The sequence below is a fragment of the Pseudomonas hefeiensis genome (genome assembly GCF_030687835.1).
GTDB classification, from domain to species: Bacteria; Pseudomonadota; Gammaproteobacteria; order Pseudomonadales; family Pseudomonadaceae; genus Aquipseudomonas; species Aquipseudomonas hefeiensis.
This window is the reverse complement of record NZ_CP117449.1, coordinates 4,843,007-4,867,868: the sequence shown is the minus strand read 5'-3', so window position 1 is coordinate 4,867,868 and position 24,862 is coordinate 4,843,007. Positions and strand designations below refer to the sequence as shown.

Below are 24,862 nucleotides of genomic sequence, written 5' to 3'. Positions count from 1 at the left end.
GGCCCATTTCGCGTCATGCCGCTTGCGCAGGCGGCTTGTTGCAGGCATCCGCGTATTCCCGCTGAATGCCCCTGAGCCCCCGTTACACCGGTTTTGAATTCAGACTCACACTCCAGACACAGTGTTCTATGCTGCTATCAAGCCCCGCGTAGTGATAGTGACCGTAAACGACCGTTCACTGCGGCTCTGTATCCGGCCTTTACCCTTGCCAACGGACGGCGCCTGATATGAACCAGTTGACAAGTTATACCAACATCAACGACCCGTTGAATCAACGCATCTTGAACAACCTGGAAGCGGGGCGTCCTGGCGGTCTGAAAGTAGATCTTTATCTGGGTGACCAACCTACGCTGGATCTGACTACAAATAACCTGACGCTTTTATCGAGCCAGCAATACCCTTACACAGCCCTCGGAACGATAGGCATACGAAAGTTGCTGGATCCGCCCGAGAGTAGCCTGGTCAGCCAGATCGTGAACCGTCACGCCGTCCTTCCGAGCAATTCCAGCGCCGACCAACTCGTTCTACTCGACATGCAGGGCCAAACTGAAATCTCACAGGCACTGAGGCGGGATGCGCGTCATACCCAAGGTAGCGCCCATAGTCATTTGCTGTTCGACTCAACTAATCAGCATGTGCAATGGATTCGGATGCATCGTGAGCAGATGTTGCGGGCATTCGAGGATATACGGCAGCAAGGGATCGTGCGTCGGCAGGCAAAAGAAGCGTGGGGTCACTACGACGCCGTTTCCAGGCTTGACGCCACGACCAAGGAAGCGGTGAACACCTGGCTTCGGGGGGAGGATCACAGCCTCGGCTGGGACCGGTTCAAAAGAAACGATGTCAAATCTGGAAATCGCTTGAGCACCCACTACACGAACCTTGGTGGAGATCTGAATACCCCGCAGTCTATAACGTCGGCCCGCGGGGAATATGCAGCAAGCAAACTCCTGATCACCGTGTGTGGCACGGACTACCAGATGAAAATGGGGAAGTCCGCAAACGGGATGCGCCCCAATGGAATAGACCAGATTTGGGTCAAGCGCGACATGCGCACAGGCAACGTAATTGAGTACCTGATTGTTGAAGCGAAAGGAAGCGTCAACGCGACACTGGGTCATCCCACCAACGGCCAGCAAATGTCACCCAAATGGTTGTTCTGGTGCCTTATCAATATGGCAAACAAAAACGCATCGTACATAGGGCCTGAAACGAAGACGGATTTACCTGTAAAAATCCTCAACGCATTAATCAACCCAGGAGGGATTCCCGTTCGAGGCATTGTCTTTCACTCGCTCCACGGATCGGTGAATGAAAGCAAGGTCGTGCAGATGAACGATATCGGACTCTACCAATTCGCGTCTGCATTCGAGAACGCATCGAAGGGGGGCGGACTATTCACCAACGCGCCTACACAACAGTACATCGCGTTTAAGTGACGAGGGGCTGCTCACTTTCGGCTGCCCCTCACCCATTCAACGACATCGGCCTATGACCCCCCGATGGCAGGCGCAAATATTGTTTTCGTGTAGCGGCCGCCGCCTGTTTGGATCTAAACCTGCGAGCGAGCAGAGGCCTGGTCGCGGGTTTTCCAAAGCGATAGCAGCACACCGCCCAGCAACAAAGCCAGGGTCACGCTCAGGGAAATCACCGGCGCAATCTTACCGATGATGCCGACCAGGAAGATCTTGCCGCCGATAAACACCAGCACAAGCGCCAGGGCGTACTTGAGATAGGCGAAGCGGTGAATCATCGCCGCCAGAGCGAAATACAACGCACGCAGGCCAAGGATGGCGAAGATGTTAGAGGTGTAGACGATGAAGGGATCCTGGGTGATGGCAAAGATCGCCGGCACGCTGTCCACAGCGAACACCAAGTCGGCACACTCAATCAGCACCAGGGCCAGGAACAACGGCGTCGTCCAGAGCACGGACTTACCACTGGCATCCGCCTGGCGGACGAAGAAGCGCCCTTCATGCAAGCGATCGGTCACCCGCATGTGCTTGCGCAGGAACTTCACCAGCAGGTTTTCACTAAGGTCCGGATGGTCATCGATCTTGCTGAACAGCATCTTGGCGCCGGTCAACAGCAGGAAGATGCCGAATACATAGAGAATCCAGCTGAACTCGGCGATCAGCGCCGCACCTAGGCCAATCATGATCGCGCGCAGCACTATCACACCGAGAATACCCCAGAACAGCACCTCGTGCTGATACTTACGCGGGATTGAGAGAAAGCTGAAGATCATCGCCATAAGAAATACGTTGTCCATCGACAACGATTTCTCGATCAGAAAGCCGGTGTAGAAATCCATCCCGGCATCACCGCCCTTGACCTGCCAGACCCAGAGCCCAAACAGCAAGCTGGCCGTGATATAGCCAGCAGACAGCAGCAGGCTTTCACGAACGCCGATTTCTCGATGCTCACGGTGTAGCACCCCGAGGTCGAAGACCAACAGGCTGATAACGATGCTGATAAAAACGAGCCACAACCAAGTGGCGGTGCCGAGAAACTCGGCAAAAAAGAACGGTTCCAGGGCAGTCATAAGCCCCTCCTCTCAGTGTCGAAGTTGTACAAACTGCAACTCCGACATGGCAGCGATTCGCTGTCAGAGGGGCCCGGCGTTGTGGGAAAAAATTTAGAGAGGCGCGGGGGATTTCTCAATCAGGTAAGGGTTGCAAGGTATTTCAGTGTGGGAGGGCGTCGCTGAAGTCGGAATGTCGATTGACGGAAATTGAAGAAACCCTGCGTCCAGTTGCTGGCCTAGCGTGGATATCTTTGCCAGCCTATTGTGCGCACCATGTACCCACAAAAAAATGGAGCCCAATGATGGGGGCAGAACGCTATCGTGTTCGCTTAATGTTCGAATGGGGCGGCGGTTGCCTTTGGTGTGGAAACAATATTGCCCGGGATAAATTTTCTGTAGGGCCTATTGAAGAGAGGCTACCACTCAGTAACGAAGTCCAGGCAATGCTTAACGAGCTTTCACAGTGGCATGACACCTCGCTGAACTGGGATTACCCACCAGATCCCGGCCCTTGGAGTGCAGACGATTACGCAAGATTTGACGAGGCCGCCGCTAAATTACTGAAATCCATCCAACAGGAATTGGGTGAAGAATTCGAGGTGATGTATGAAAAACTTTAGCTTGTCGGTGTGAGCCTTCGACCTGATTCTGATAACGAAAGGATGCAGCTATAGATCGGTAGCCCACCTTTGCAACAGGCCGCAAATGGCCGATTTCTGCCTGTCGCGAAGGGCTGAAAACGGCCAAAATTGGACGTTTAGGCCTAGGGCATATTGGCCAAAAATGAGTCCTCAAGGGGGGCCAAAAGCTTATGCCGTACACATCCTTAGACGCTAAGTAGGTTCGGATAATAACGCTTCTTAATTGCGATATTGTTTTGTAAGCGTGCCAGAAGAACGTTCAATCAACATGAAAAAATTCAATATCCAGCTATGCAATGAAGTCACTTTGCCATACTCTCGTCGTAATGAGCGCCTGAGGCTTAGCCGAATTCAATCACAAAGTTATAGGTGATCATTTTAAATATAAAAACTGAAAATTGGCGTTTTTTAATTATTAAGCCGCACTATACAGGGAGAGATTAAATGCAGGAGACCTCATCAGCCATTAACAGCGTATATGAAGATACAAAGGATTTTCTGATCATTGGGCTAACTGGTCGCACAGGCTCAGGATGCACTACAACAGCTCAGAAACTATGTGGCGACGAATTTAATATTCCAACCGATGGTTATGATGGTCTAACTCGTAACGAGTTAAAAAAGCATCAGATAATAAAAAAATATTTAGATGGCGTGGACTGGATACCTTTTTATAAAATAGAAGCCAGTGGCTTAATTACCTATCAATTATTACAGCTTTCGAAGTCCGAATTTATAGCTTATTTTTCCAGCCAAACATTTGACAACCCACTAAGTCAAAAAGAAGCATCAAGTCTTTTTTCGATGCTTGAGTCAATCCGCAAAAAAAATCTCACTACACGAAATAAGCACCATATCCAAGAACATGAAATCGAAACATTTTTTGATTTCCATTTTATCGACATTCCTGAATTAACAAAAATAATTCAGTCAAAATTAGGTAAGGCTAAATTCACTCAGTTTTATCAACGTGCTGGTGATAATGTTAGGGCTTCCGGCAGAGCTAACGATCAAAATTTCAACCCTGAACAGCTCTTCAACTTCCCAAAACACTTGAATTTTTTAATAAAGCTGGCACATAAAAAAGCTCGAGCAAACAATGTGCCGTGTAGGATTGTGATCGATGCAATAAGAAATCCTTATGAAGCGTTTTATTTAAAAAGACGCTACGCCAATTTCTACCTAGTCTCAATAAATACAACCAACACCGAGCGCTTACGCAGTCTCAGAGAGTACAGAAAGTTAACTGATGACGAAATCAGAGTTCTGGACAATAAGGAGTATCCAGAAAAAATTTCGGGCGCCAAAAAATTTGTCGTTCAGAATATTCAAGAGTGTATCGAAGTATCTGATATACATATTCATAATTCAAAAATCAGCGAATACACCCAAAACGACTTAGTAAGCCAATTAGCTTGGTATGTCACACTAATGATGCATCCCGGCCTTGTGATGCCTACATCCATTGAGAACTGCATGCAAATTGCGTACACCGCCAAGCAGAGTTCTGGTTGTATTTCAAGACAGGTGGGTGCCGTTGTTACAGACGAATCTTATAGTGTAAAAGCAATAGGCTGGAATAGCACTCCTCAAGGGCAATTGCCTTGCTTGCTACGAAGTGCAGAAGACCTTATTCACGGCCGAAACAAATCAGACTTCAGTGAATATGAGCTAACGAATCCGACTTTCAGAAAAGCGCTTACCTCTAAATATTCAAACTTAATAGCGACAAACAAAAAATGCAAATAGAAATTTTTCATTTTGTTTTAAAAGCATTCAAAATGAGATTGAGGGCGAGAAAAACCAAGTTCATACAAGAGCGCTTCACGCCGAAGAAAATGCCTTCTTGCAAATTTCCAAGCACGGAGGTCAGAAGTTATTGGGGGGTGTGCTTTTTACAACCGCCAGCCCCTGTGAACTATGTGCAAAAAAAGCTTACCAACTGGGCTTCAAAAAAATTATATATATCGACCCTTACCCTGGTATCGCAACCCAGCATATATTGTCAGCTGGAAAAAACAAACCCGAGCTTGAGCTGTTTCGCGGCGCCGTAGGTCGCGCATTCTATCAATTGTATCAACCGTTAATGCCATATAAAGATGAGATGGAGCTGATTTTTGACATTCCGAGCTTTGAAAACCCTGAAAAGCCCTCAAAATCTATTTTAAAGAAAGAAAATGCTGCCCTTTTAGAAGCTAATAAAGCGTTGCAAACGGAGATCGATTCGCTTCGATTGATAGTCTCTGGGAGACAGCCTTGAATCACCCTAACTCAAACGTGAGTGACCGCTTTTGGCCGATTTCTGCCGGTGCTGACCGGCTGCAATGGGTCGACAGCTGACGCTTAGTGAAGATGGAAAAGCTTTAAGATCAGGCCCGAGGCTTTCTTACCGTCGGCCTCGTAGAGGCCGCGCAATGAAGCTTGATCGGTGAGTTTGTGCAGGTTGAAATGGTTATAGAACGCTTGGCCCAATCGCTGATGCTCGAAGCTCCCTATGGCCCACAGCCGAATGAACTCCTCATAGGCGGCTTGTTCGATCTGCAAAGACAAATTGCTTTCCATCTTCAGGCAACCACAGTAAAGGGACTTAAACGTACGAACGGTCTGTCAATCTTTCAAGCTCGAACCTTCCACACGAATATGCGCCTTTCGGCCAAAAAGAGACAGTGGACATTACCCACGCCAAGGCGCTAGCGTCAGCCCCTTCAATTCGAGGGCTACACCATGGATGCTATTGCCGACTACTCAAATGAACACCATCGCCGTTGCGTCGTGGAACTCTGGGAAACCGTATTCGGTTACGAAACCGCGCATAACACCCCCAGCTTGGCTATCGACAAAAAACTGGCCGCAGCGGATGGCCTTTTCTTTGTGGCCCTGTCAGGACATGAAGTTGTTGGCACCGTTCTCGCCGGATACGACGGCCATCGTGGATGGTTGTACTCGGTGGCGGTGCACCCGTCGCACCGCAGAAAAGGCATAGGGATGAGTCTAGTCCGTCATGCAGAGGATGCTCTGACCGCGCGAGGCTGCATGAAAATCAACCTGCAAATCGTCAGCTCAAATGAAAATGTCAAAACCTTCTACGAATCTCTGGGCTACTCGACCGAGCCGCGAATCAGTATGGGCAAAAAGATCGAATCGAATATCGAGATGCCGGAAGAGCAGCCTTGGTAAACGTCCGCTTCGGGTCCAGAGTGTGTAAAAACGCTTTCGCAAACCCTTGCTATGATTTCTGAGGATTTCATCGCAGGGACCGCCCATGAAGCGCTTTATCCAAGGTGAACATCGAGGCCAAGGTACCTTCCTTCCGGAGAGCCTCGACGATTACGTCAGCGATACCAATCCGGTGCGCGTAGTCGACGTCTTTGTCGACGAACTCGACCTGGTCAAACTGGGTTTCGAGGGCGCCATACCGGCTGATACTGGCCGGCCGGCTTACCATCCCGCGATCCTGCTGAAGATCTACATCTACGGCTATCTAAACCGCATTCCATCGAGCCGGCGTCTTGAACGAGAAGCCCAACGCAACGTCGAGCTGATGTGGCTGACCGGGCGTTTGATACCCGATTTCAAGACCATCGCCAACTTCCGAAAAGACAACAGCAAAGCCATCCGAGGCGTCTGCCGCCAATTCGTGGTGCTGTGCCAGCAACTGGGACTGTTCGGAGAAATGTCTGGTCGCCATCGACGGCAGTAAATTCAAGGCCGTCAACAACCGCGATCGCAATTTCACCAGCGCCAAGCTGAAGCGGCGGATGGAAGAAATTGAATCGGGTATCAATCGGTACCTGACTGCGCTCGACGAAGCCGATCGGCAAGAACCCTCGATCGCTCAGCCCAAGGCTGCCCGTCTGCAAGAGAAAATCGACAAGCTCAAAGCTCAGATGAAAGAGTTACAGGTCATTGAAACTCAGCTCAACGAATCACCGGATAAACAGGTCTCACTGACCGATCCCGACGCCCGTTCCATGATGACGCGCGGCACTGGAATCGTCGGTTACAACGTGCAGACAGCGGTCGATACCCAGCACCATTTGATCGTTGCCCATGAGGTTACCAACGTCGGTTCCGACCGTGATCAACTCAGCGCGATGGCCAAGCAGGCCCGCGAAGCGATGGCGTCAGAAACGCTTTCGGTAGTGGCTGACCGAGGTTACTTCAAAAGCGAAGAAATCCTGGCTTGCCACGATGCAGGCATCACCGCCTATGTGCCCAAGCCGATGACCTCTGGAGCCAAAGCAGACGGGCGTTTCAATAACGATGCCTTCATCTATGACGCGGCAAAAAACGAATACATTTGCCCGGCTGGAGAGGCCCTGATCTGGCGCTATACCAACGTTGAAAAAGGCCTGGCGTTGCACCGTTACTGGAGTTCGAAATGCCGGGGTTGCGCAATGAAACCGCAGTGCACACCGAGCACGGAACGGCGGGTTCGACGCTGGGAGCATGAAGCCGTCCTGGAGGAAATGCAGAACAGGCTGAGCAACGCGCCGGAAATGATGCGGATCCGAAAACGGACTGTTGAGCATCCCTTCGGGACGCTCAAACAATGGATGGGTGCAACGCACTTCCTCACGCGAAAGCTCAACGGGGTCAGTGCAGAGATGAGTCTGAACGTGCTCGCCTACAATTTGAAAAGGGTCATGAAAATCATCGGCACCGCTGATTTGATGAAAGCGTTAGCGGCGTAAAAACCGCTCTTTTTGCCCCGCCCAAAGGACTTTAAGAGGCTGCTGAGTCGTTTTGACTGCTTCTGGAAGCGTCGTGATGTTGATCAGTTTGCGAAACGAAAGCACGGGCTGCTGACGTCGATACAGAAAACTCAATCTGACGTTTTTACACACTCTGGGTCGACTGCAGCCATTCGCAAGAGGCCGCAATCGGCCAGGAGCAGTCTTTCACAGGTACCTAACAAACAAGGTTTGTAGCGCATCCTCGCTGGATTACACACGAAAGCAGTCATGAGGGACGTCTTCACCGCTGCGGGGCATTCAGGGGAGCGGTCCATCGCCGGTTACCGTCCGCGACTGGCTGCAAACTACGTCGCTATGCAGATCAAACATCCTAAAGGGTGTGGCGTATTACGCTCACTCCGCTAGTATGGGTACAACGCTCTAGGCCCGATCATGTATTGATCACCTGAGATAGCAACCATAGCTTCAAAAAAAAACGACGATTGCCAACTAAAAAAATTCATCAAGGATGTACCTGGCATGGCAGTAGATATTCTCGTCACGACAGAAAGATTGCAAGAAGACCCGCTGGGCAGAGACCTTATTGAATCGCTTAAGAATTCAGAAAGCGCTATAAGTTCCTCGCCCTCGGCGCTTTACTATGATTTTCCTGTGTATTCAGACTACGATGGCGCAGATCACAAGCCAGATATTCTGGTGCTTAGTCGTAGTTGCGGGATTATTGCCATCCGAGTGATCACTGCAATCCAGGCGGATCGTGATAACACCAGTACTCTTTTAGCAGTCGACGATTCGCTCAATCAATTTTGTAGCCTCCTAATAGGAAGGCTATTAAAAAGTAAGATATTAAGGAAATCACGGTCACAGCTCTCACTGAAAGTCACACCTATTATTTTTTGCGACAGCAATTTAGCAGATAGGATTTTTGATTCAAGCGACTCTGAGATTGTCTCTTCAATGGACTCATTGAAAGACTTGATTCAGGATCTTGAAGAAGAGCTTTTAGGTTCGGAGGCATACGACGAAGCCAGGTCTGTGATTGAAGGCGCTAAAGCCCTTACTCGCTCGAATAAGCGCCTGGTCGAAAACCCAGAGCTCCAGCGCGCAGCTAGTGCGCTAGCTGAGCTCGAATCTGAAATCGCAAACTTTGACCAGAAGCAACGCTCTGCGGCCTTAATAACCATTAACGGTCCTCAACGGATACGCGGGCTTGCTGGCTCAGGGAAAACTATCATTTTGGCAATGAAGGCCGCACACCTTCATATGAACAGGCCAAATGACAAAATCCTCCTAACCTTTTATACAAAGAGTCTGAAATCCTCCATTAAGAATTTAGTCACGAAATTTTACAGGCACTATAAGGAAGTCGATCCAGACTGGAACAACATCCACATACTGCACGGTTGGGGCGGTTCTAACACAAGTGGTGCCTATTCCGACGCCTGCTTACGCGCAGGAAGAACGCCTCTCACCTTTAGTACAGCACGCAGTGGTGCACCTAATGGAGTGGACCCGTTTGAGTTCGCATGCCAAGACCTCATGCAGAAAAGTGACGTTGAAGAGTACTATGACCACATCCTAATCGATGAGGGGCAAGATTTTCCGGCTGGATTTTATGAGTTAAGTTTTCGGCTTGCGAAGGGCCACCGAGACAAAAAGAACATCGTATGGGCTTATGACGACCTTCAAAATATCATGAAGGTCCGAATGCGGAGTGCTGCTGAACTATTTGGCATAGATCACGACCTTGAACCGCGCATATCACTTGAGAGGGCAGCAATAGGCCTGCCCTTCAAATTCACCAATGACACTGTTCTTAGCAAGTGCTATCGCAACCAGAGAGAAGTCCTCATCACTGCTCACGCGCTCGGATTTGGAATTTATTCCAACATCGTGCAGCTACTTGAAAGTGCTGATCATTGGAAAGATGTAGGCTACGAAGTCACGTCACCAAACTATTATGCCAACGCAAAAGTGGAAGTAGTACGTCCTGCTGAAAACAGCCCGGTCAGCTTGTCTGGAGAAAAACTACCCGAACTGATAGAGCAGTACAACGCACAGTCGATGGATGATGAAACTAACTGGGTCATAGCCTCGATATCTGACTTTTTAGAGCAAGGGTTAAATCCGGAAGACATAATGATTGTTGCTCTGGATGACCGCCACATGAAGGGTTACTTCAAAGAGCTGTCTTCAAAGCTGGCGGATCTGGGGGTTGCGTCGAATAACATTCACGCAGACCCATATTCTGACCCACCCTTTACAATACCGAATAAGGTAACGCTTTCCACAATTTATCGCGCCAAAGGAAATGAGGCAGCTGTAGTATTCGTGATTGGTGTCGACGCGATTTCACTTAAAACACGGGGAGATCGTAACAAGCTATTCACGGCCCTCACACGTACTAAAGCTTGGCTTCGTGTTTCCGGGATGCAAGGCTCTACGAGCCAAATTATCAAAGAGATGTCTCAGGCAGAGCAAAACTTCCCAGCCTTGCGTTTCACCATGCCTGACCTCTCAAAACTGGATATGATTCAGAGGGATCTAAGTCAGCGCTCTATCAAAGCCAAGAAATTGAGGGCTGATTATTTAGAGAGTCTTCGTCGTGAAGGATTGTCGGAAGAAGACGCCGACTTGGATTACGATGATGAATAGACAGGAGGTTCAGTCAGGAATCAACAAAAGTTGGGATCTGGCGGATGAGCTTGGATTAGCTGCAGCTTTTAGCAATCCAAACTTACTCCCATTAAACATTGAGTTTCGAGATGCAATTCTTTCGGCAGAGAGCACGTACATAGATGTATATCTTACAGCGATGAACTTATCTCATCACAACATAATTTTGTCTGACTACTCATATTTTCAGTTCAGTATGGAACGTGATGGGTACGTGCGTTACGCCTATTATCCTAATCCATTTATCTCAGGAACAGAGTCAGAAACCAATTCATTCAGAAAGATCACCGAACTCTTCGAAAACGAGTTTATTTCCCATGAACAGTACCTTAGTCTACTGGACAGCAAAAAGAGCTTGAACGGAAAGCCTATGTGGAGATACGAAAACGCCCCTGATCAACGCAAGCGTTTTTTTCATCCGTGCTCACATTTTCATATTGGGTTCCACTCTGACAATCGTTGGCCACTTAAGAGAATCCTGACGCCTCTCGCCTTCTCGATGTTGGTGTTCAAACAATATTACGGGGAGGAGTGGAGAGCGCTCGGTGATGACGACGATCCTGAGATCAGCAACTTATTTGAGCGAGCTTTAATTCGGGAGCGCCAAAATTGCTATGTAGTGTCCGACGATCTATTTGAAAAAATAGAAGAGCAAGCATTCTTCTTCTCATAGCAATGAACTCTAGATTCGTAGGAATCTTTAAGCGCATTCATATTGCCCTTCATCAGGCTTGCCTGAGCCTAGCTTGACTAGCCTAATTTTGAGCGCCTGCTATTGGCCCCATGTCTCATTTTCGGAAAGGGGATACAGTGAGCCAATAGCATGCTTTACGGCGAAAATAACTAATTAGCTATTTGTTTCTAGTGAGAAGTAAAGATATTAAAGATTTTTGATTGTTCAATATTTTTTGACGTTCCTCTAAAGGGAGCTCAAAAATATCCATGTATTCTTCCGGCAAACGGAGTCTTAGCTCCGATGCATAATGATGGCGCTCCAATAACTCTTGTATTATTTGAGAGCATACAAAGTTGAATTTAGATTTATTGCTTCCATCAACATATTCAAAATAATCTTTCGGCAGCTTTTCTATTAGCTTTGGCAACTCGCCAGCATCAAAGCCCGAGCCGTCCCATTTATGAGCAAATTCATTTCTAATTCGGGCGATGATTTTAATCGCTTCGAACTCCTTCCTTCTCACGAGTGCCAAAGCGTACGCAATGTGGGCTCTGCTCATTATCGAACTAATGCAGCTGTCAAGGTTTTTTAGTAATGAGTCGGCGTGCTGGGTATTTGGGAAGTAGCTTGAAAGAAGTTTGATTAGTAATTCATCTATGAATGAAGTTATATTGAGTACTGCGCCTCTCGTGGTTTCTGATTCCACCTCCGTAATGAAGCGGATTTGCCATTCCCTCTCTTCATTATTTCTTGGCATGGCCGAAAACCCAAAGCTTTCGGCCAATGTTGATTTGCTCATCTGAAACATCCTTGTGGATAGTTGGTTAAATTAATTTTTTTGCATCGACATGGCACGCATCTCATCTATTCAATGCAATTTCTATGTCTCCAGCGAGAATTTCGCACTCTTCTGTAGTAAGGCAAGTTTATACCACTTATCTTTATATTGACCTTCGTGAGGCTTGCAGGAGTCTATCTTGATGCCTCCATGCCCGGACGAACCGCTTTCAATCCGTAGCTGCCACTTTAGGAAGGCAGCTATATTAGATACCTAAAAGGCTAGGATAGATCTCTAATCGGAGCCGATTAAGATCGACTGTAAGATGGCGAAATTTGGTCCATTATGAATTCGAACTGCTCATTGGAAACTGAATGAAGTGGGTCGAAGTGCCCCTCTTCACCATCAAATACATACTGAGAGCAACGACAGTCTTCTGCCTCCTCTTCACAATTCATACAGGGAGATGAACACAGCTCAATCATACGATCGATAGCCGTAGATGGGTCATCAGAATCGTAGGTGTCCGAATAAGTGATCGTGTTGAATGTTATGTGTCCTTGCGCAAAGTCTAAAACATCTTCGGCGAGCTCAAAATTCCAATTTGATAATGCTCGTAAAGCTGCTAGCAATACAACGCGGCAGTAGTCGAATCGATATTTTTCAATATGACAAACCACGCCTCCTTCGTCCTCAATAAGGCTTTTGAAAGAGATCTGGCCGTACTGATCACCCAGTTTTTTATATCTTACTGGATCGACCCTGATGTGTTTAAGCGCGTTATTAATTGCGTCAATTAACTCCATTTTGCGGTTGTCAATGTAGGCGCCAGCGATCGAAAATTTTTCGTCAAATGCTTTAACTAAATCCTTCCGCGTTTCTTTTATGCCTATAGCTGTTCGGACAGCCTGAAGGTAATCAACGCTGTGGGCTAAAATCAGGTTTGCCCCGAAAGCATGGTGCAGCTTCACCTCGTCGTTACGAACTTTGCCCTCTAATTCGTCCCTTGCAGGTTCGAGAATGAACTCAATGTAATGCCTATAGTCATCGCACGCCTGCTGGATAACCTCCGTGATCGCTATAGCCGGCTGCGGATGCATGCCTTGAGTAATTGCCATAACTGAAACATCCTTTTTAGATGAGTTAATATACCCGTGCGAAGGAAATCGAGATGCCGAGACCACTGGCTTATCTTACCTACGCATTCGACCGGCTGATTCAGGTCGAGAGCAACCTTTCAAATGTTTTACATTGATCATTATCTGGGTTCACTAGCGCTTCCTAATACTTCACTATCGTAGTCTGCGGTCCTAGTCGCGTGTGGGCTCGAGAGGCCGTTTTTATACCAATTGCTGTCCATCGTAAAGGCAGCTTTGGGCCATTCTCTACCCCTCATCGATACGGTGTGTACTGGTCAAGTCGGATATTCCTACCCGCTAACGTTCAGGTTAAGGGTTTCGGAGCGCAGTCCCGAGTGAGCGAAGCGAGCGGGTTGAACCAATTGTTATGTTTTTGCGTAGAGGACAAGAGAATAGTCTCCGTTTTCGCTTTTGTAAGGCTGCCCGAGCTTCGAAAAGCCAAACTGGCTAAACAAGTAACGCATAGGGGCATTATCTTCACGTGTAGTGGCAAAGCATGCCTTGCCAGCTAGTGACTCTTTAATTGTTTCCATTAAAACACGCCCGTAACCTTTGCCTCTCGCCGCACTCGACACGTACAACCAACCTAGCTCATATTGATACTTGCTTTGTTCTGGAGCGTTAGATTTCTCAAAGACACCAATTTTATACCCAGCATTAGGGTTTTTAATTGCTCCAACAGCAACACACTCGCCGTTGTTGATGAAGAGAAGTTTTTCTGCGCGCTGAATTCGCTGTCGCAAACCTGCCAGCGAAACCTCTCCGCCATCGGAGACTAACCTCTCAAATGTATTAAGCTCTGTGCTGCTACAGTCTTTAGGGGCTTTGGCTATTTTTTCCATGCTCAGATGTCGTAATGTTTGGTTAAGGGGCGGATTTTAGTCCGTCCTTGCTCAAGGAGACACGCAACATGGATGACGGCAACCCCTGCTGCCTTCTAGACTCGAATGCACTCCCGTGACACTACTCATTCGCCATCACGGTGTCCATCGTCCACTTCTGGCCGATTACGGCCTTTCGCGCCGGACAGCCATCGTCGGACAAGCTATATAGCAGAGGGAAATCGGCAAACCGTCCGTCATACTACCGCTCACCAGCCTATCGACGCTTTGAGGTGCCTGCTGTGCGCAACCTGCGGCGGGCGGCGCGTTGCTGGCGGGTCTGGTGGTGGGTGTTGTGACGCTGATCAGCCACTGGCTTTGTCGGCCAGTTCGAGCCAGCGATTGATTTCGCGCTCACACACGGGACAAGTGAAATTGGCGAGCTGCTTGCGCATAATTGGCAGCCAGGCTCCGCTTAGAATGTCTGTTCGCACATTGAGTATTGTGGGTCGCGATCTCACCTCTACTGGATTTCATGCCTCACGTTGGGGGAATCCAGTGCCGTCAGCTCATCAAGTCAAAAGGGAATTTACTCATGTCAGAACCACGCATTCGTGCCCTCGCGCTCTGTATCTTTCATCATCACGGAAAAATACTGGTTAACCAATTCTATGACGCCGTTGAACAGCGAACCCTCTTTCGCCCGATTGGCGGCGGCATTGAGTTCGGCGAACGAGGTATCGATGCCATCGTCCGTGAAGTGCAGGAAGAACTGGCTCTTTCGATCAGTGATGTTCGATTGATTGGCACGTTGGAAAGCATTTTCACCTACGCAGGCAAGCCAGGACATGAAATCGTTCAGGTCTACGATGCAAGGTTTGATGATGTAGACGTCTATGAGCGATCTTGGTTAGACGGTCATGAAAGCAACGGTGCTTCGTTCAAAGCCACGTGGTGCCTGGGTTCCAGCTTCACCGCTACGTCTGAGCTAGTCCCTGAAGGACTTTTCGAATTGCTCAAACAGGCTTCGTTGTTGGACTGAATGACTGTTGTGGGGGCGCAAGCGCCCCCACAACATTACCTGGCGACTACCCAGGCTTGTGGTTATCCAGTACTCGATTGACCGCTAACTCACCCAACATGATGACCCGTTGCAGCACCAGCATCGTTTGGCGTCTGGGGCCGTCCGTCAAGTCGGCGAGATCGCTGACCATTACGCTGGCGGAGGCCAGGGATTCACACGCTTCAACGAGCAACGTTTCGTCATCCACCGTTGCGTCGATGGTGAAGATCGTGCTGGGCTTGCGGGGCCGTATCTGCGTTTTCGGTGCCCCGGGGTTCAGGTAGTGCTTGAGCGCGCGGTCTGCCGCCTCTTTCAACTTTTCGGGGTCGAGAGAGTCGCCGTAGAGTACCGAATCAATATCCGGGGGGTTGGGGGTAACCTTGAACATATGTCTAATTCCAGAGTTGGGGCCGCAACCGTTCTCGACTAAAAGAGGGTGGCGGCTGTACGCAGGTTAGTCGACCGGTGGAATTAGCAAACCCGGCGCGCCCAAGGGCGCCCTGCGCACAACCACCATCAAGTACAGGAATAGAATGACCTGACTGAATGGTACTCATGCACTTTACTAAAACCGACCGAGCGACTAAACCCGACCACTGATGGGCAGTGGCAGGTAAACGATAGAGGCCGGGGGCAAAGCGCACAAGCCGGCGGATTCTGACGCACGCGTAAGTAAGGACGCAAGGTCTCGTAGCCTCTTGGGCGTAACGTGGAATGTATTTAAACGTGTCTTCGCTGGATGTGTTTACGATAATTAAACAGGTCGGGTTTTCTTCGCTCTCATCTTGGGTCGCTATTACTGTAAACACTGTGCTTTAAGGGCGGAGCCCCACAAACTCCAGACCAAAAAAAACCGGCCACCAAGAGCCGGTTTTTTTCGTATCCCCCGCCAAAACCACACGGCGTGAGACCAGAATTCGATTGGAGCGGGTGAAGGGAATCGAACCCTCGTTATCAGCTTGGGAAGCTGGAGTAATGCCATTATACGACACCCGCTCAGAGCGGCTGACTTTGTACCAGATGTGGCCAGGGATTTGAAGTTTTTCTTTACGGACGGTGAAGTTAACCGTCTACGCAAGCCTCAAACCAGAGCGGTCGTTCGCGGGCAAGCCCCGTGTCTGTCGGGGCAGGGCGGGGCTTGCTCGCGAGGACTCGGTTTCACATAGCCAGGGCATGGTAGTCCTGCACGTAGTTGTAGCGCGGTCGGCTTTCTTGATGGGGCGACTTGAGGAAACCCAGCAAGGCGTCGCGGCTGTCGCGGCAGGCGGCTTTGTGTTCCATGTCCAGGAAATGCCCGGTGGCTTGCAGCGTGCTGAAGGTGCTGTGTTGCACGTGGTCGGCAAAAACCTTGGCATCGCTGGCTGAGGTGTATTCGTCCCATTCGCCGTTCAGGAACAGCACCGGCACGTTGATTTTTTTCGCCGCATTGACGTAGCACAACCGATCACTGTGGAGCACATCGCTGATGTGGAAGTGCATCTGCCCATATTCATGCTCGGCCAGGCTGCTGACGTGGCGGTAGTTGAAACGCTTGAACAGCGGCGGCAAGTGTTTGCCGATGGTGCTGTTGACCAGGTGTCCCACACGGTCGCCGTCCAGGCTGCCCAGGTAATCCACGCCGCGTTCCAGGTAGTCGCGCATCGGTGCATTGAGCACTGGGGAGAACGAGCTGATCACGGCTTTTTCGATGCGCCGTGGACGCTGGGCCAAGGCGGTCAGGGTGGCGGCGCCGCCCCAGGAAAAAGACAGCACATGCTCAGCGGCGAAGTGATCGATCAGCTCCAGGAGGATCTGGCCTTCGATCTCTTTGGTCAGCATTTTTCCATGGCGGTTGTGGGGCTTGGACTTGCCCGCATAGGGTTGGTCGTAGAGCACGACGTTGAATTGCGGGTAGAGGTTTTTGGCGGTCTGTGCAAACGACGCAGTGGTGGCCATTGAGCCGTTGACCAGGATGATGGTCTTTTGCGCGGCGTCTGCGCGATAGAACTCCGTGTAAACCCGATACTGACCCTGTATATCCAGCACAGCGATTTCTGGCCTCATGTCATAAGACTCCTGGCAAGCGGGTATGCGCGCAATGAGATTGCACGAGCAATGTGACAGGTAGGCATACGCCTGAAAGATAAGGCCCATGTCGATCCACAAAAGCCGGTCGACGGGTGTTGTTATGGCGGGCAGTTTGCCGGAGTTAAGAAGGAACCCGAGGAGGCTCCGGCCGGCAAAAAGTTTCTTGGAAGTATGTGGTGACTCATCGGTCACATTTCGGCCGACGGTTTGATTCAAGCAGTGGACCGGCCGTCGCGCAAGTGTTGTTTGACAATTGCCCGACACTTCTGCCGAGCGGTCATACGATCAGATCAGCTGGATCTCTTCAGGGCTCAGGGCACGGTATTGGCCCGGCTCAAGTTCGGCGTCCAGCAGCAGCGGTCCCATGCATTCACGGTGCAGGCGCAACACCTTGTTGTCGAAGTGGCCGAACATGCGTTTGACCTGGTGATAGCGGCCTTCAACGATGCTCAGTCGCGCCGATCTTGGCCCCAGCAGTAGCAGTTCCGCAGGTTGGGTGGTGAGGTTTTCGAAAGCGAAGTACAGCCCGCGTGCGAAGGTGACGGCGTATTCGGCGGTGATGGGTTGCTCGGTCTCGACGTAATAGACCTTGGGCAGTTTGGTCTGCGGTTGGGTCAGGCGCCGCGACCAACTGCCGTCATTGGTGATCAGCATCAGTCCGGTGGTGTTGAAGTCCAGTCGCCCGGCGATGTGCAGGTCGTCCTTGTCTGGCTCGTCCAGCAGGTCCAGCACGGTGGGGTGCTGCGGGTCGCGGGTGGCGCTGACGCAACCGGGCGGTTTGTGCAGCATGAAGTACCGGGGTGGGCGACCGGCTTGCAGCACCTGGTCATCGACTTCGACCCGGCTGAATTCGCGCACCTGTGCGTGAGGGTCGCTGACGATCTGCCCGTCGATCCGCACCCGGCGTTCCACCAATAACAGCCGGACTTGTTGGCGATTGAAGCGCGGCAGATTACTGAGGAAGCGGTCAAGGCGCATGGGGCAGGTCAGGCAAGAGAACGGAGGGCGGGCATCTTACGCGATCGGCTGCGGCTTGGCCCGCAACTGGGCTTCGACCTGGGCGCAACGTGGACACAGGCAGGACTGATCGCGCAGCTCGGCCGGCAATGCTTCAAGCACAGCCGGGTCGATGCTCACGCCGTAACACCAGCAGGCGCGGTCGGCGGTTCGTGGGTCGGCCAGAGTGCAGTCGTTGCTGGCGCCACAGGCGGGGCACAGGTCAGGTTTATTCATAGCTGGAGTGAGGCATCTGTACACAGGTTCGGTTGTTCCCGGTTTGCCGGGCGCGTTGCAGCGCATGATCGGTCCGCGACAGCAGGCTGTGCAAGGTATCTTCGTCCTGCAAGGTGGTGAGGCCGATGCTGACGGTGACCCGCAGCTCTTTGCCACTGCAGAAATAACGTTGTTGTTCGATCCGTTGACGAATTTTCTCGGCGATCTTCAGACCGTTCTGCCCGTCGGTGTCCTTGAGTAGCACAATAAACGTCTCGCCACTCCAGCGACACACAATGTCCGAATGCCGCAGGCTGTCGGTCAAGTCGCGAGCGAACCCGGTCAACAGTTGGTCGCTGGCGATATGACCATGGGTGGTGTCCAGTCGCTTGAACTCGTCCAGCTCCAGCAGCAGCGCCGCCAGGGGTTTGGGCTCGCGTTGGGCTTCGTGCAGGGCCTGCACCGCCAGCAGGTCGAAACCACGGCGGTTGGGCAGTTCAGTCAGGCTGTCGAGGGTGCTCTGGGCGTCGATGCGGCGTTGATAGTTGTTGATCAATTGATAAAGGATTGCCAACACGGCCAGCGTCACGAGCAGGCCGATCAGCAGGTTCAGGTACAGCATCCTGAGCGTGTGGTCCCGTACCGAGGTATTGGCCGCGTGGTAGCCCAACAATGAAATGATCAGAAAGCCTGCACCTAGCAGCCCCACCACGAGCAGGAGCGGCTTGCGCTGGGAATACAACGGTGAACGGAGCGACATGGCGATTTCCTTGGCGCAGACCCAATGAAGTCAGTTTAGTGGCCTTGCAGGAAAAGGTGCTCGGATTTGCAGGTTTGTAAAATTGTGGCGAGGGGATTTATCCCCGCTGGCCGCGAAGCGGCCCTAAAGCCTGTCAGCGCGGAGTATCAGACAAAGTGCATTGGGGCCGCTTCGCGGCCCAACGGGGCGGTGCGACGTCTCGCTAAATCCCCTCGCCACAGGGTTATGTTTATTGACGGGTATTAAGGTAAGCCCGCCATCCGCCCAAATGACTGATGTCCTGCGCCCCCGTCAAACCATACGGCTCACAAATGAATCCGCTTTCCCAGCGGCCGTCGGCCAGTTGTACCTTGCCCAGTCCAAGCGGCGCGGGGATACCGGTCAGGAACGAGCCGAGTTCGCTGCTCGGCAGTTCCCAAACCTCCACCTCGATGGCCACGCCGCCTTCACTGACCCGAAGCATGCCGGGGCGCAGAGGCGGGCCGCCGGCCAGTGCGTAGAGACGGTAATCGGCTGAGCTGTGGGTGGCTTCGATCAGACGGGCACCGCGTTGCTTGAGCTGCCAGTTCAGCGCCAATCCGTCCAGATGCGCCCCGCACACCACCAGCCGCGCCCGGTCATGGCGAGCCGGGTTGGCGGGCGCTGGCACGGCCGGCTCTTGCTGACGCTGCAAGGCATCGGCGACGCTCAACAAATATTGATCGGTGAAGGCCCGACCGAACAGCGTCACGCCCCAGGGCAAGCCGTTGGCCATGAATGCGCTGGGAACAGCGACGGCAGCGTAGTCCAGCAGGTTCATGAAGTTGGTGTAGTAACCCAGCTCCGAGTTGCGCAGCACCGGTTCGGCGACCAGTTCGGCGAGAGTCACCGGGCGACCGATGGTCGGTGTGAGGACGCAATCGAGCGTTTCCATGACGCGGTCGCATTGGGCTTTGAGCGCTTGCAAACGGTACTGGGCACGGAAGGTTTGTACGCCATCCACGGTAGGCGCTTTCGCCAATACGGCGCGGATAACCGGCAGCACAGCGTCGGGCTCGCGCTCCATCAACTCCCCGGCAACGGTGTAGCGCTCAGCCACCCAAGGCCCTTCATAAAGGAGCCGGGCGGCCTCCAGAAACGGGGACAGGTCCAGTTCCACTGCTTCACCGCCCAGGCCCTTGAGTCGCTCGATGGCTTCTTGAAACAGTCGTGGACCTTCGTTGCAGCCGAAAAAAGCCAGGTCTTGCCCACGAGGCACGCCGAAGCGAAAGCGCCGTGGCGCGCCGAACGCTGTGCCGTCGTTCCACAGCGGGTTGCGGCGGCTGTACTCATCGCGAGGGTCGAGGCGGGCGGTCAGTGCCAGTAATTGGCTGGCTTCCCGCGCCGTGGCGGTGAAGGTCGTGACGCAGTCCAGCGTGCGACAGGCCGGCACCACACCCGCCGTGGAGATCAAGCCCTTGGTGGCTTTCAATCCCAGCAGATTGTTCAGCGCCGCCGGCACCCGACCCGAACCTGCGGTATCGGTGCCCAGGGCAAAACTTGCCACACCCAGGGCCACCGCCAGCGACGAGCCGGCGCTTGAACCGCCGGCCGGATAGTCGGGCAGTACGCTGTTGCGACAGGCACCGTAAGGCGAGCGGGTGCCGTTGAGCCCGGTGGCGAACTGGTCGAGATTGGTCTTGCCCAGGGGAATCGCGCCCAGGGCCAGTAGCTGCTCGACAAGGGTGGCCGAACGTTGCGGCACGTAGCTGAACGCCGGGCAGGCGGCCGTGGTGGGAATGCCAGCCAGGTCGATGTTGTCCTTGATCGCGAACGGCACGCCATACAACGGCAGGTTTTCCAGGTCCTGGTCCTCCAGCGCGGCGAGGTAGGGTTCCAGTTCCCCGGGCGTCAGCAGGTGGATGAACAGGTGGTAGTCCGGGTTCAGCGCCTCGGCTTTTTCCCGCAGGCTCAACAGTAAATTCCGAGGTGTAAGTTCGCCGCTGCGGTAGGCGTCGCGCAGATCGTCCAGGCGTAAAGACAGGTTCATGGCATTAATCCTTTGTTGAGTTCAGTCACGTTCCAGCACCACCACACGTTGTCCGGCGCGCACCGCCGAGCCGGGCTGTACACGAATCTGGCGTACCACTCCGGACACGGGGGCGAGCACCGGGATTTCCATCTTCATCGACTCCAGAATCACCAATACTTCACCCGCGCTGACCCGAGCACCCACCTGCACCTGGACCTGCCAGAGATTGCCGGCGATGTGGCTGTCGACGCTGAGTTGATCCTCGCTCAGCAGCGAATCCTCGCTGGGCGCGGGTACCGGTTCTTCGCTGTCGAAGTGCGCCTGGCCACTGGCAATCCAGCGCTCGCGCTCGGCATTGAAGGCGCCTTGTTGCTGTGCTCGGAACGCGGCGATGCTGTCCGCCTCCTGGGCCAGGAAGCGCTGATAGTCGGCAAGGTTGAGCTGGCTGTGTTCGATGTTCAGGTCGAAGCGGCCCAGCGGGAAGTCCCGGCGGATGCGCAGCAGTTCATCGGCGCTGACCGGGTAGAAGCGGATCTGGTCGAAGAACCGCAGCAGCCAGGGTTTACCGTCGAATGCGGCGACCTCGCGATAACGATTCCACATCTGCAACGTGCGCCCGACGAACTGATACCCCCCCGGGCCCTCCATGCCGTACACGCACATGTACGCGCCGCCGATGCCCACCGAGTTTTCCGCAGTCCAGGTGCGGGCCGGATTGTATTTGGTGGTCACCAGCCGATGCCGAGGGTCCAGTGGCGTGGCGACCGGTGCGCCGAGGTAGACGTCCCCAAGGCCCATCACCAGGTAGCTGGCGTCGAACACCGTGCGTTGCACTTCGTCGAGGTCGGGCAGGTCGTTGATGCGCCGGATGAACTCCAGGTTGCTCGGGCACCAGGGCGCGTCCTTGCGCACCGTGGTCATGTATTTTTCGATGGCCAGTTGGCAGGCCGGATCGTCCCAGGACAGCGGCAGGTGCACGATGCGTGAAGGCACTTGCAGATCCTGTGCGGCGCACACCGCGTCCCATTCACCGATGACGATTTGCAGTAGCTCGGCCAGCGGCAGTTGTTCGGGTTGGTAATGCACTTGCAGCGAGCGAATGCCCGGCGTGAGGTCGATCACGCCGTGCAACTGTTTGTGTTCCAACGCCTGCATCAAGGCATGGGCGCGAAAGCGCAGCACCAGATCCAGTTCAGGAGCACCTATCTCCAGCAGCAGGTGGGTGTCGCCGGCCAATCTCGCCACCAGACGGGTGTCGTCCTGACCGATATCCAACACCACAGGCGACCCAAACCCCTGTGGGAGCGGGCTTGCTCGCGAAAGCGAGGGCACATTCAGCATTGATGTATCTGACACACCGCTTTCGCGAGCAAGCCCGCTCCCACAGGGGGCCCATTGCAGGGCCAGAGATCGGGCGGTCGATACATCCACCGGCACAAACCGCACCCTGTCCCCGGCCTTGAGTTGCCCCAGTTGCCAAAGATCCGCCTCGATCACCGTCACCGGGCAGACGAAGCCGCCCAGGCTCGGGCCGTCGGGGCCGAGGATGACGGGCATGTCGCCGGTGAAGTCCACGGCGCCGATGGCGTAGGGGTTGTCATGGATATTGGAAGGATGCAGGCCGGCCTCGCCGCCGTCGGCGCGCGCCCATTCGGGTTTCGGCCCGATCAGGCGCACACCGGTGCGGCTGGAGTTGAAATGCACTTCCCAGGACGTGTCGAAGAAGGTCTGGATGTAGCGCTCGGTGAAGTATTCCGGTGCGCCATGGGGGCCGTAAATCACGCGGATCTGCCGCACCTCGGGCAGCTCCAGAGTGGGTTCGCTCGTTTGCGGCAATGCTGCGCGCTCATCCAGGGGCGCCAGGTGTAACACGTCGCCGGTACACAAGGCCCGCCCGCCATGGCCGCCGAACTGGCCGAGGGTGAAGGTGCTTTTACTGCCCAGGTAATCCGGCACTTGCACGCCGCCTTGCAGGCACAAGTAACTGCGCGCCCCGGCCCCAGCGATGGTGCCGATCGCCAACGTGGAACCGGCAGGAATCGACAGGGCAGTGTTCATCGGCACAGCTTCGCCATCGAGGGTCAGCGCAATGACCGCGCCGGTCACAGCCACCCTGGCAGCGCAGTTGAAACGCAGCAACGGCCCGCTCATGGTGATTTCCAGCGCCGCGGCGCCTTCTGCATTGCCCAGCAGGCGATTGCCCAGGCGCAGCGAGCGGCTGTCCATCGGTCCCGATGGCGGAACACCCACCGCCCAATAGCCGAGTCGGCCGGGGTAGTCCTGAATGCTGGTCTGGGTGCCGGGGCTGAGTACTTCAAACGTATTGGCGCGATAGACCAGCGCCTCAAGGCAGCGAGTCCAGGGCTGGCCGCTGGCAAAGGGGGCATCGAGGAGAATCTGTTGCAGGTAGTCGCGGTTGGTTTCCACGCCGTACAGCACACTTTCATTCAGCGCTTGATGCAAACCCAGGCGTGCCTGCTCACGGGTCGGCGCCCAACGGATGACTTTGGCGATCATCGGGTCGAAGTAGGGTGGAATCTGGCAACCGGCCTCAACCCAGGTGTCGATGCGCAGTTGTTTGCCGTCGGCCGTCGGGAATTGCACAGCGGTCAGCAATCCAGGGCTTGGCTGGAAATCCCGGCCCGGATCCTCGGCGTACAACCGTGCCTGAATCGCGTGGCCCTGGGCTTGCAAACCCTGGCGTAACTCGCTCAGTGGCGGCAGGTCCCCGGCGGCCAATTGCACCATCCAGCGCACCAGGTCGACGTTCCACACTTGTTCGGTGACGCCGTGCTCCACTTGCAGGCGGGTGTTCACTTCCAGAAAGTAAAAGCGCCCGGCGTCACTGTCGAACACGAACTCCACGGTGCCAGCGCTGCGATAGTTCACCGCCTGGGCCAGTTGGATCGCCGCTGCGCAGAGCTCCTCGGCCATGCCTTCGGGCAGGTTCGGCGCCGGGGTTTCTTCAATGACTTTCTGATTGCGCCGCTGCACCGAGCAGTCGCGCACACCCAGCGCGATCACCTGGCCCTGGCCGTCGCCGAATACCTGAACCTCAAGATGGCGCGCCCGCTCGATGTACTTCTCGATGAACACGCCGGCATCGCTGAAGTTGTTCTGGCCCAAGCGTTTGACCGCTTCGAATGACTCGCTTAACTCGGCGGCATTGCGACAGACCCGCATGCCGATGCCACCGCCCCCGGCGGTGCTTTTGAGCATGACCGGATAGCCAATCTGGGGTGCGGCCAGGAGCGCGGCGTCGACGCTGTCGAGCAGTTCGCTGCCTTCGAGCAGTGGCACGCCGTGCCGGCGCGCCAGGTCGCGGGCGGTGTGCTTGAGGCCGAACACGCGCAGTTGCTCTGGCGTCGGGCCGATGAAAGCGATGCCGGCGGCTTCGCAGGCCTGCGCGAAGGCGGCGTTTTCCGAGAGAAAGCCGTAGCCGGGATGGATCGCGGTCGCGCCGCTGCTTTTAGCAATCGCCAAAAGTTTGTCCACCGCCAGGTAAGTACCGGCCGCCGCACCTTCGCCCAGGCAGTGAGCTTCGTCGGCCTGCAGGATATGCAAGCTGGCCGCGTCGGCCTGGGAATACACCGCGACGCCTTCGACCTTCAGCTCGCGCAGGGTCCGCAGGATCCGGCAGGCGATGGCGCCGCGGTTGGCGATGAGGATTTTTTTGAACATGGCGTAACCCCCTCAGGCATGCATGTCAGCCTGAACTGGGATGCGGGCCGTCCCGCAGTTTTCGATGGCCGCCGGGGTCGTCCCGGGCGGAGAAATAATCAACTTCAAAACACCGCTGAACCCTGTGGGAGCGG

General features: G+C 53.6%; 19 protein-coding genes, 1 tRNA gene and 2 pseudogenes. 9 read left to right on the top strand and 13 right to left on the bottom strand.

Going from position 1 to position 24,862, the window contains the following annotated elements; all coding sequences use genetic code 11:
• Positions 1-227 precede the first annotated feature (227 nt).
• A complete protein-coding gene (locus tag PSH57_RS21810) occupies positions 228-1,439 on the top strand; it encodes a hypothetical protein (RefSeq protein ID WP_305385493.1) in 1,212 nt (403 codons plus the stop codon).
• Between the two features lie 113 nt (positions 1,440-1,552).
• On the opposite strand, the gene PSH57_RS21805 is transcribed toward PSH57_RS21810, so the two are convergent.
• Entirely contained in the window at positions 1,553-2,545 is a 993-nt protein-coding gene (locus PSH57_RS21805; RefSeq protein ID WP_305385492.1) for a TerC family protein, read from the bottom strand.
• Positions 2,546-2,724: 179 nt separating this feature from the next.
• Between PSH57_RS21805 and PSH57_RS21800 the strand changes: the two genes are divergently transcribed.
• The 3 genes from PSH57_RS21800 (at position 2,725) to PSH57_RS21790 (ending at position 5,428) form a co-directional block, all read left to right on the top strand.
• On the top strand, positions 2,725-3,147 hold the full coding sequence (locus tag PSH57_RS21800; protein WP_305385491.1) for a hypothetical protein: 423 nt from the start codon (positions 2,725-2,727) through the stop codon (positions 3,145-3,147).
• 465 nt (positions 3,148-3,612) lie between these two features.
• The gene (locus PSH57_RS21795) at positions 3,613-4,917 is read left to right on the top strand and encodes a hypothetical protein (protein WP_305444743.1); all 1,305 of its coding nucleotides are present in this window, start codon (positions 3,613-3,615) and stop codon (positions 4,915-4,917) included.
• A gap of 97 nt (positions 4,918-5,014) precedes the next feature.
• Complete coding sequence (locus tag PSH57_RS21790) at positions 5,015-5,428, top strand: hypothetical protein (RefSeq protein ID WP_305444741.1); 414 nt, start codon at positions 5,015-5,017, stop codon at positions 5,426-5,428.
• Between the two features lie 83 nt (positions 5,429-5,511).
• Here PSH57_RS21790 and PSH57_RS21785 read toward each other — a convergent pair whose 3' ends face one another.
• Positions 5,512-5,730 carry a hypothetical protein gene (locus tag PSH57_RS21785; protein ID WP_305385488.1) on the bottom strand — a complete coding sequence of 73 codons (219 nt, stop codon included), beginning with the start codon at positions 5,728-5,730 and terminating at the stop codon, positions 5,512-5,514.
• Positions 5,731-5,892: 162 nt separating this feature from the next.
• Between PSH57_RS21785 and PSH57_RS21780 the strand changes: the two genes are divergently transcribed.
• The 4 genes and pseudogenes from PSH57_RS21780 to PSH57_RS21765 all read left to right on the top strand — a co-directional run bounded on the left by PSH57_RS21780 (position 5,893) and on the right by PSH57_RS21765 (position 11,214).
• The gene (locus PSH57_RS21780; protein ID WP_305385487.1) at positions 5,893-6,345 is read left to right on the top strand and encodes a GNAT family acetyltransferase; all 453 of its coding nucleotides are present in this window, start codon (positions 5,893-5,895) and stop codon (positions 6,343-6,345) included.
• A gap of 85 nt (positions 6,346-6,430) precedes the next feature.
• Positions 6,431-7,862 (top strand): annotated as a pseudogene (locus tag PSH57_RS21775) (IS1182 family transposase).
• Between the two features lie 522 nt (positions 7,863-8,384).
• Positions 8,385-10,520, top strand: a complete 2,136-nt coding sequence (locus tag PSH57_RS21770; protein WP_305385485.1) for a DEAD/DEAH box helicase — start codon at positions 8,385-8,387, stop codon at positions 10,518-10,520.
• Positions 10,513-11,214: a DUF2290 domain-containing protein gene (locus tag PSH57_RS21765; protein ID WP_305385483.1), complete on the top strand. Its 702-nt coding sequence runs from the start codon at positions 10,513-10,515 to the stop codon at positions 11,212-11,214. Before PSH57_RS21770 ends, PSH57_RS21765 begins: the two co-directional genes overlap by 8 nt.
• A gap of 178 nt (positions 11,215-11,392) precedes the next feature.
• Here the strand turns inward: PSH57_RS21765 and PSH57_RS21760 are convergent, their stop codons facing one another.
• From PSH57_RS21760 to PSH57_RS21750, 3 genes are all read right to left on the bottom strand, one after another.
• On the bottom strand, positions 11,393-12,016 hold the full coding sequence (locus tag PSH57_RS21760) for a hypothetical protein (protein ID WP_305385482.1): 624 nt from the start codon (positions 12,014-12,016) through the stop codon (positions 11,393-11,395).
• A 287-nt stretch (positions 12,017-12,303) separates the two neighbouring features.
• Entirely contained in the window at positions 12,304-13,113 is an 810-nt protein-coding gene (locus PSH57_RS21755) for a hypothetical protein (RefSeq protein WP_305385480.1), read from the bottom strand.
• Positions 13,114-13,499: 386 nt separating this feature from the next.
• Positions 13,500-13,976, bottom strand: coding sequence for a GNAT family N-acetyltransferase (locus PSH57_RS21750; RefSeq protein WP_305385479.1), 477 nt, complete (start codon positions 13,974-13,976; stop codon positions 13,500-13,502).
• Between the two features lie 574 nt (positions 13,977-14,550).
• Between PSH57_RS21750 and PSH57_RS21745 the strand changes: the two genes are divergently transcribed.
• The gene (locus PSH57_RS21745; RefSeq protein ID WP_092397277.1) at positions 14,551-14,997 is read left to right on the top strand and encodes an NUDIX hydrolase; all 447 of its coding nucleotides are present in this window, start codon (positions 14,551-14,553) and stop codon (positions 14,995-14,997) included.
• Between the two features lie 46 nt (positions 14,998-15,043).
• Here PSH57_RS21745 and PSH57_RS21740 read toward each other — a convergent pair whose 3' ends face one another.
• From PSH57_RS21740 to uca, 8 genes and pseudogenes are all read right to left on the bottom strand, one after another.
• A complete protein-coding gene (locus tag PSH57_RS21740) occupies positions 15,044-15,406 on the bottom strand; it encodes a DUF6124 family protein (RefSeq protein WP_305385477.1) in 363 nt (120 codons plus the stop codon).
• Between the two features lie 534 nt (positions 15,407-15,940).
• Positions 15,941-16,014: transfer RNA gene (locus tag PSH57_RS21735), tRNA-Gly, on the bottom strand.
• A 162-nt stretch (positions 16,015-16,176) separates the two neighbouring features.
• Positions 16,177-17,061 (bottom strand): alpha/beta fold hydrolase, encoded by an 885-nt coding sequence (locus PSH57_RS21730; protein ID WP_305416089.1) that lies wholly within the window; start codon positions 17,059-17,061, stop codon positions 16,177-16,179.
• A gap of 309 nt (positions 17,062-17,370) precedes the next feature.
• Positions 17,371-18,063 carry a pseudouridine synthase gene (locus PSH57_RS21725; RefSeq protein ID WP_305385474.1) on the bottom strand — a complete coding sequence of 231 codons (693 nt, stop codon included), beginning with the start codon at positions 18,061-18,063 and terminating at the stop codon, positions 17,371-17,373.
• 36 nt (positions 18,064-18,099) lie between these two features.
• Positions 18,100-18,318 (bottom strand): cysteine-rich CWC family protein, encoded by a 219-nt coding sequence (locus tag PSH57_RS21720; RefSeq protein WP_305385473.1) that lies wholly within the window; start codon positions 18,316-18,318, stop codon positions 18,100-18,102.
• A pseudogene (locus tag PSH57_RS21715) lies at positions 18,311-18,916 on the bottom strand (GGDEF domain-containing protein); the annotation flags it as partial. The gene PSH57_RS21720 and the pseudogene PSH57_RS21715, both read right to left, overlap by 8 nt.
• Positions 18,917-19,286: 370 nt before the next feature.
• Positions 19,287-21,065, bottom strand: coding sequence for an allophanate hydrolase (gene atzF / locus PSH57_RS21710; protein WP_305385472.1), 1,779 nt, complete (start codon positions 21,063-21,065; stop codon positions 19,287-19,289).
• A 21-nt stretch (positions 21,066-21,086) separates the two neighbouring features.
• Positions 21,087-24,728: an urea carboxylase gene (gene uca / locus PSH57_RS21705; RefSeq protein ID WP_305385470.1), complete on the bottom strand. Its 3,642-nt coding sequence runs from the start codon at positions 24,726-24,728 to the stop codon at positions 21,087-21,089.
• Positions 24,729-24,862 lie beyond the last annotated feature (134 nt).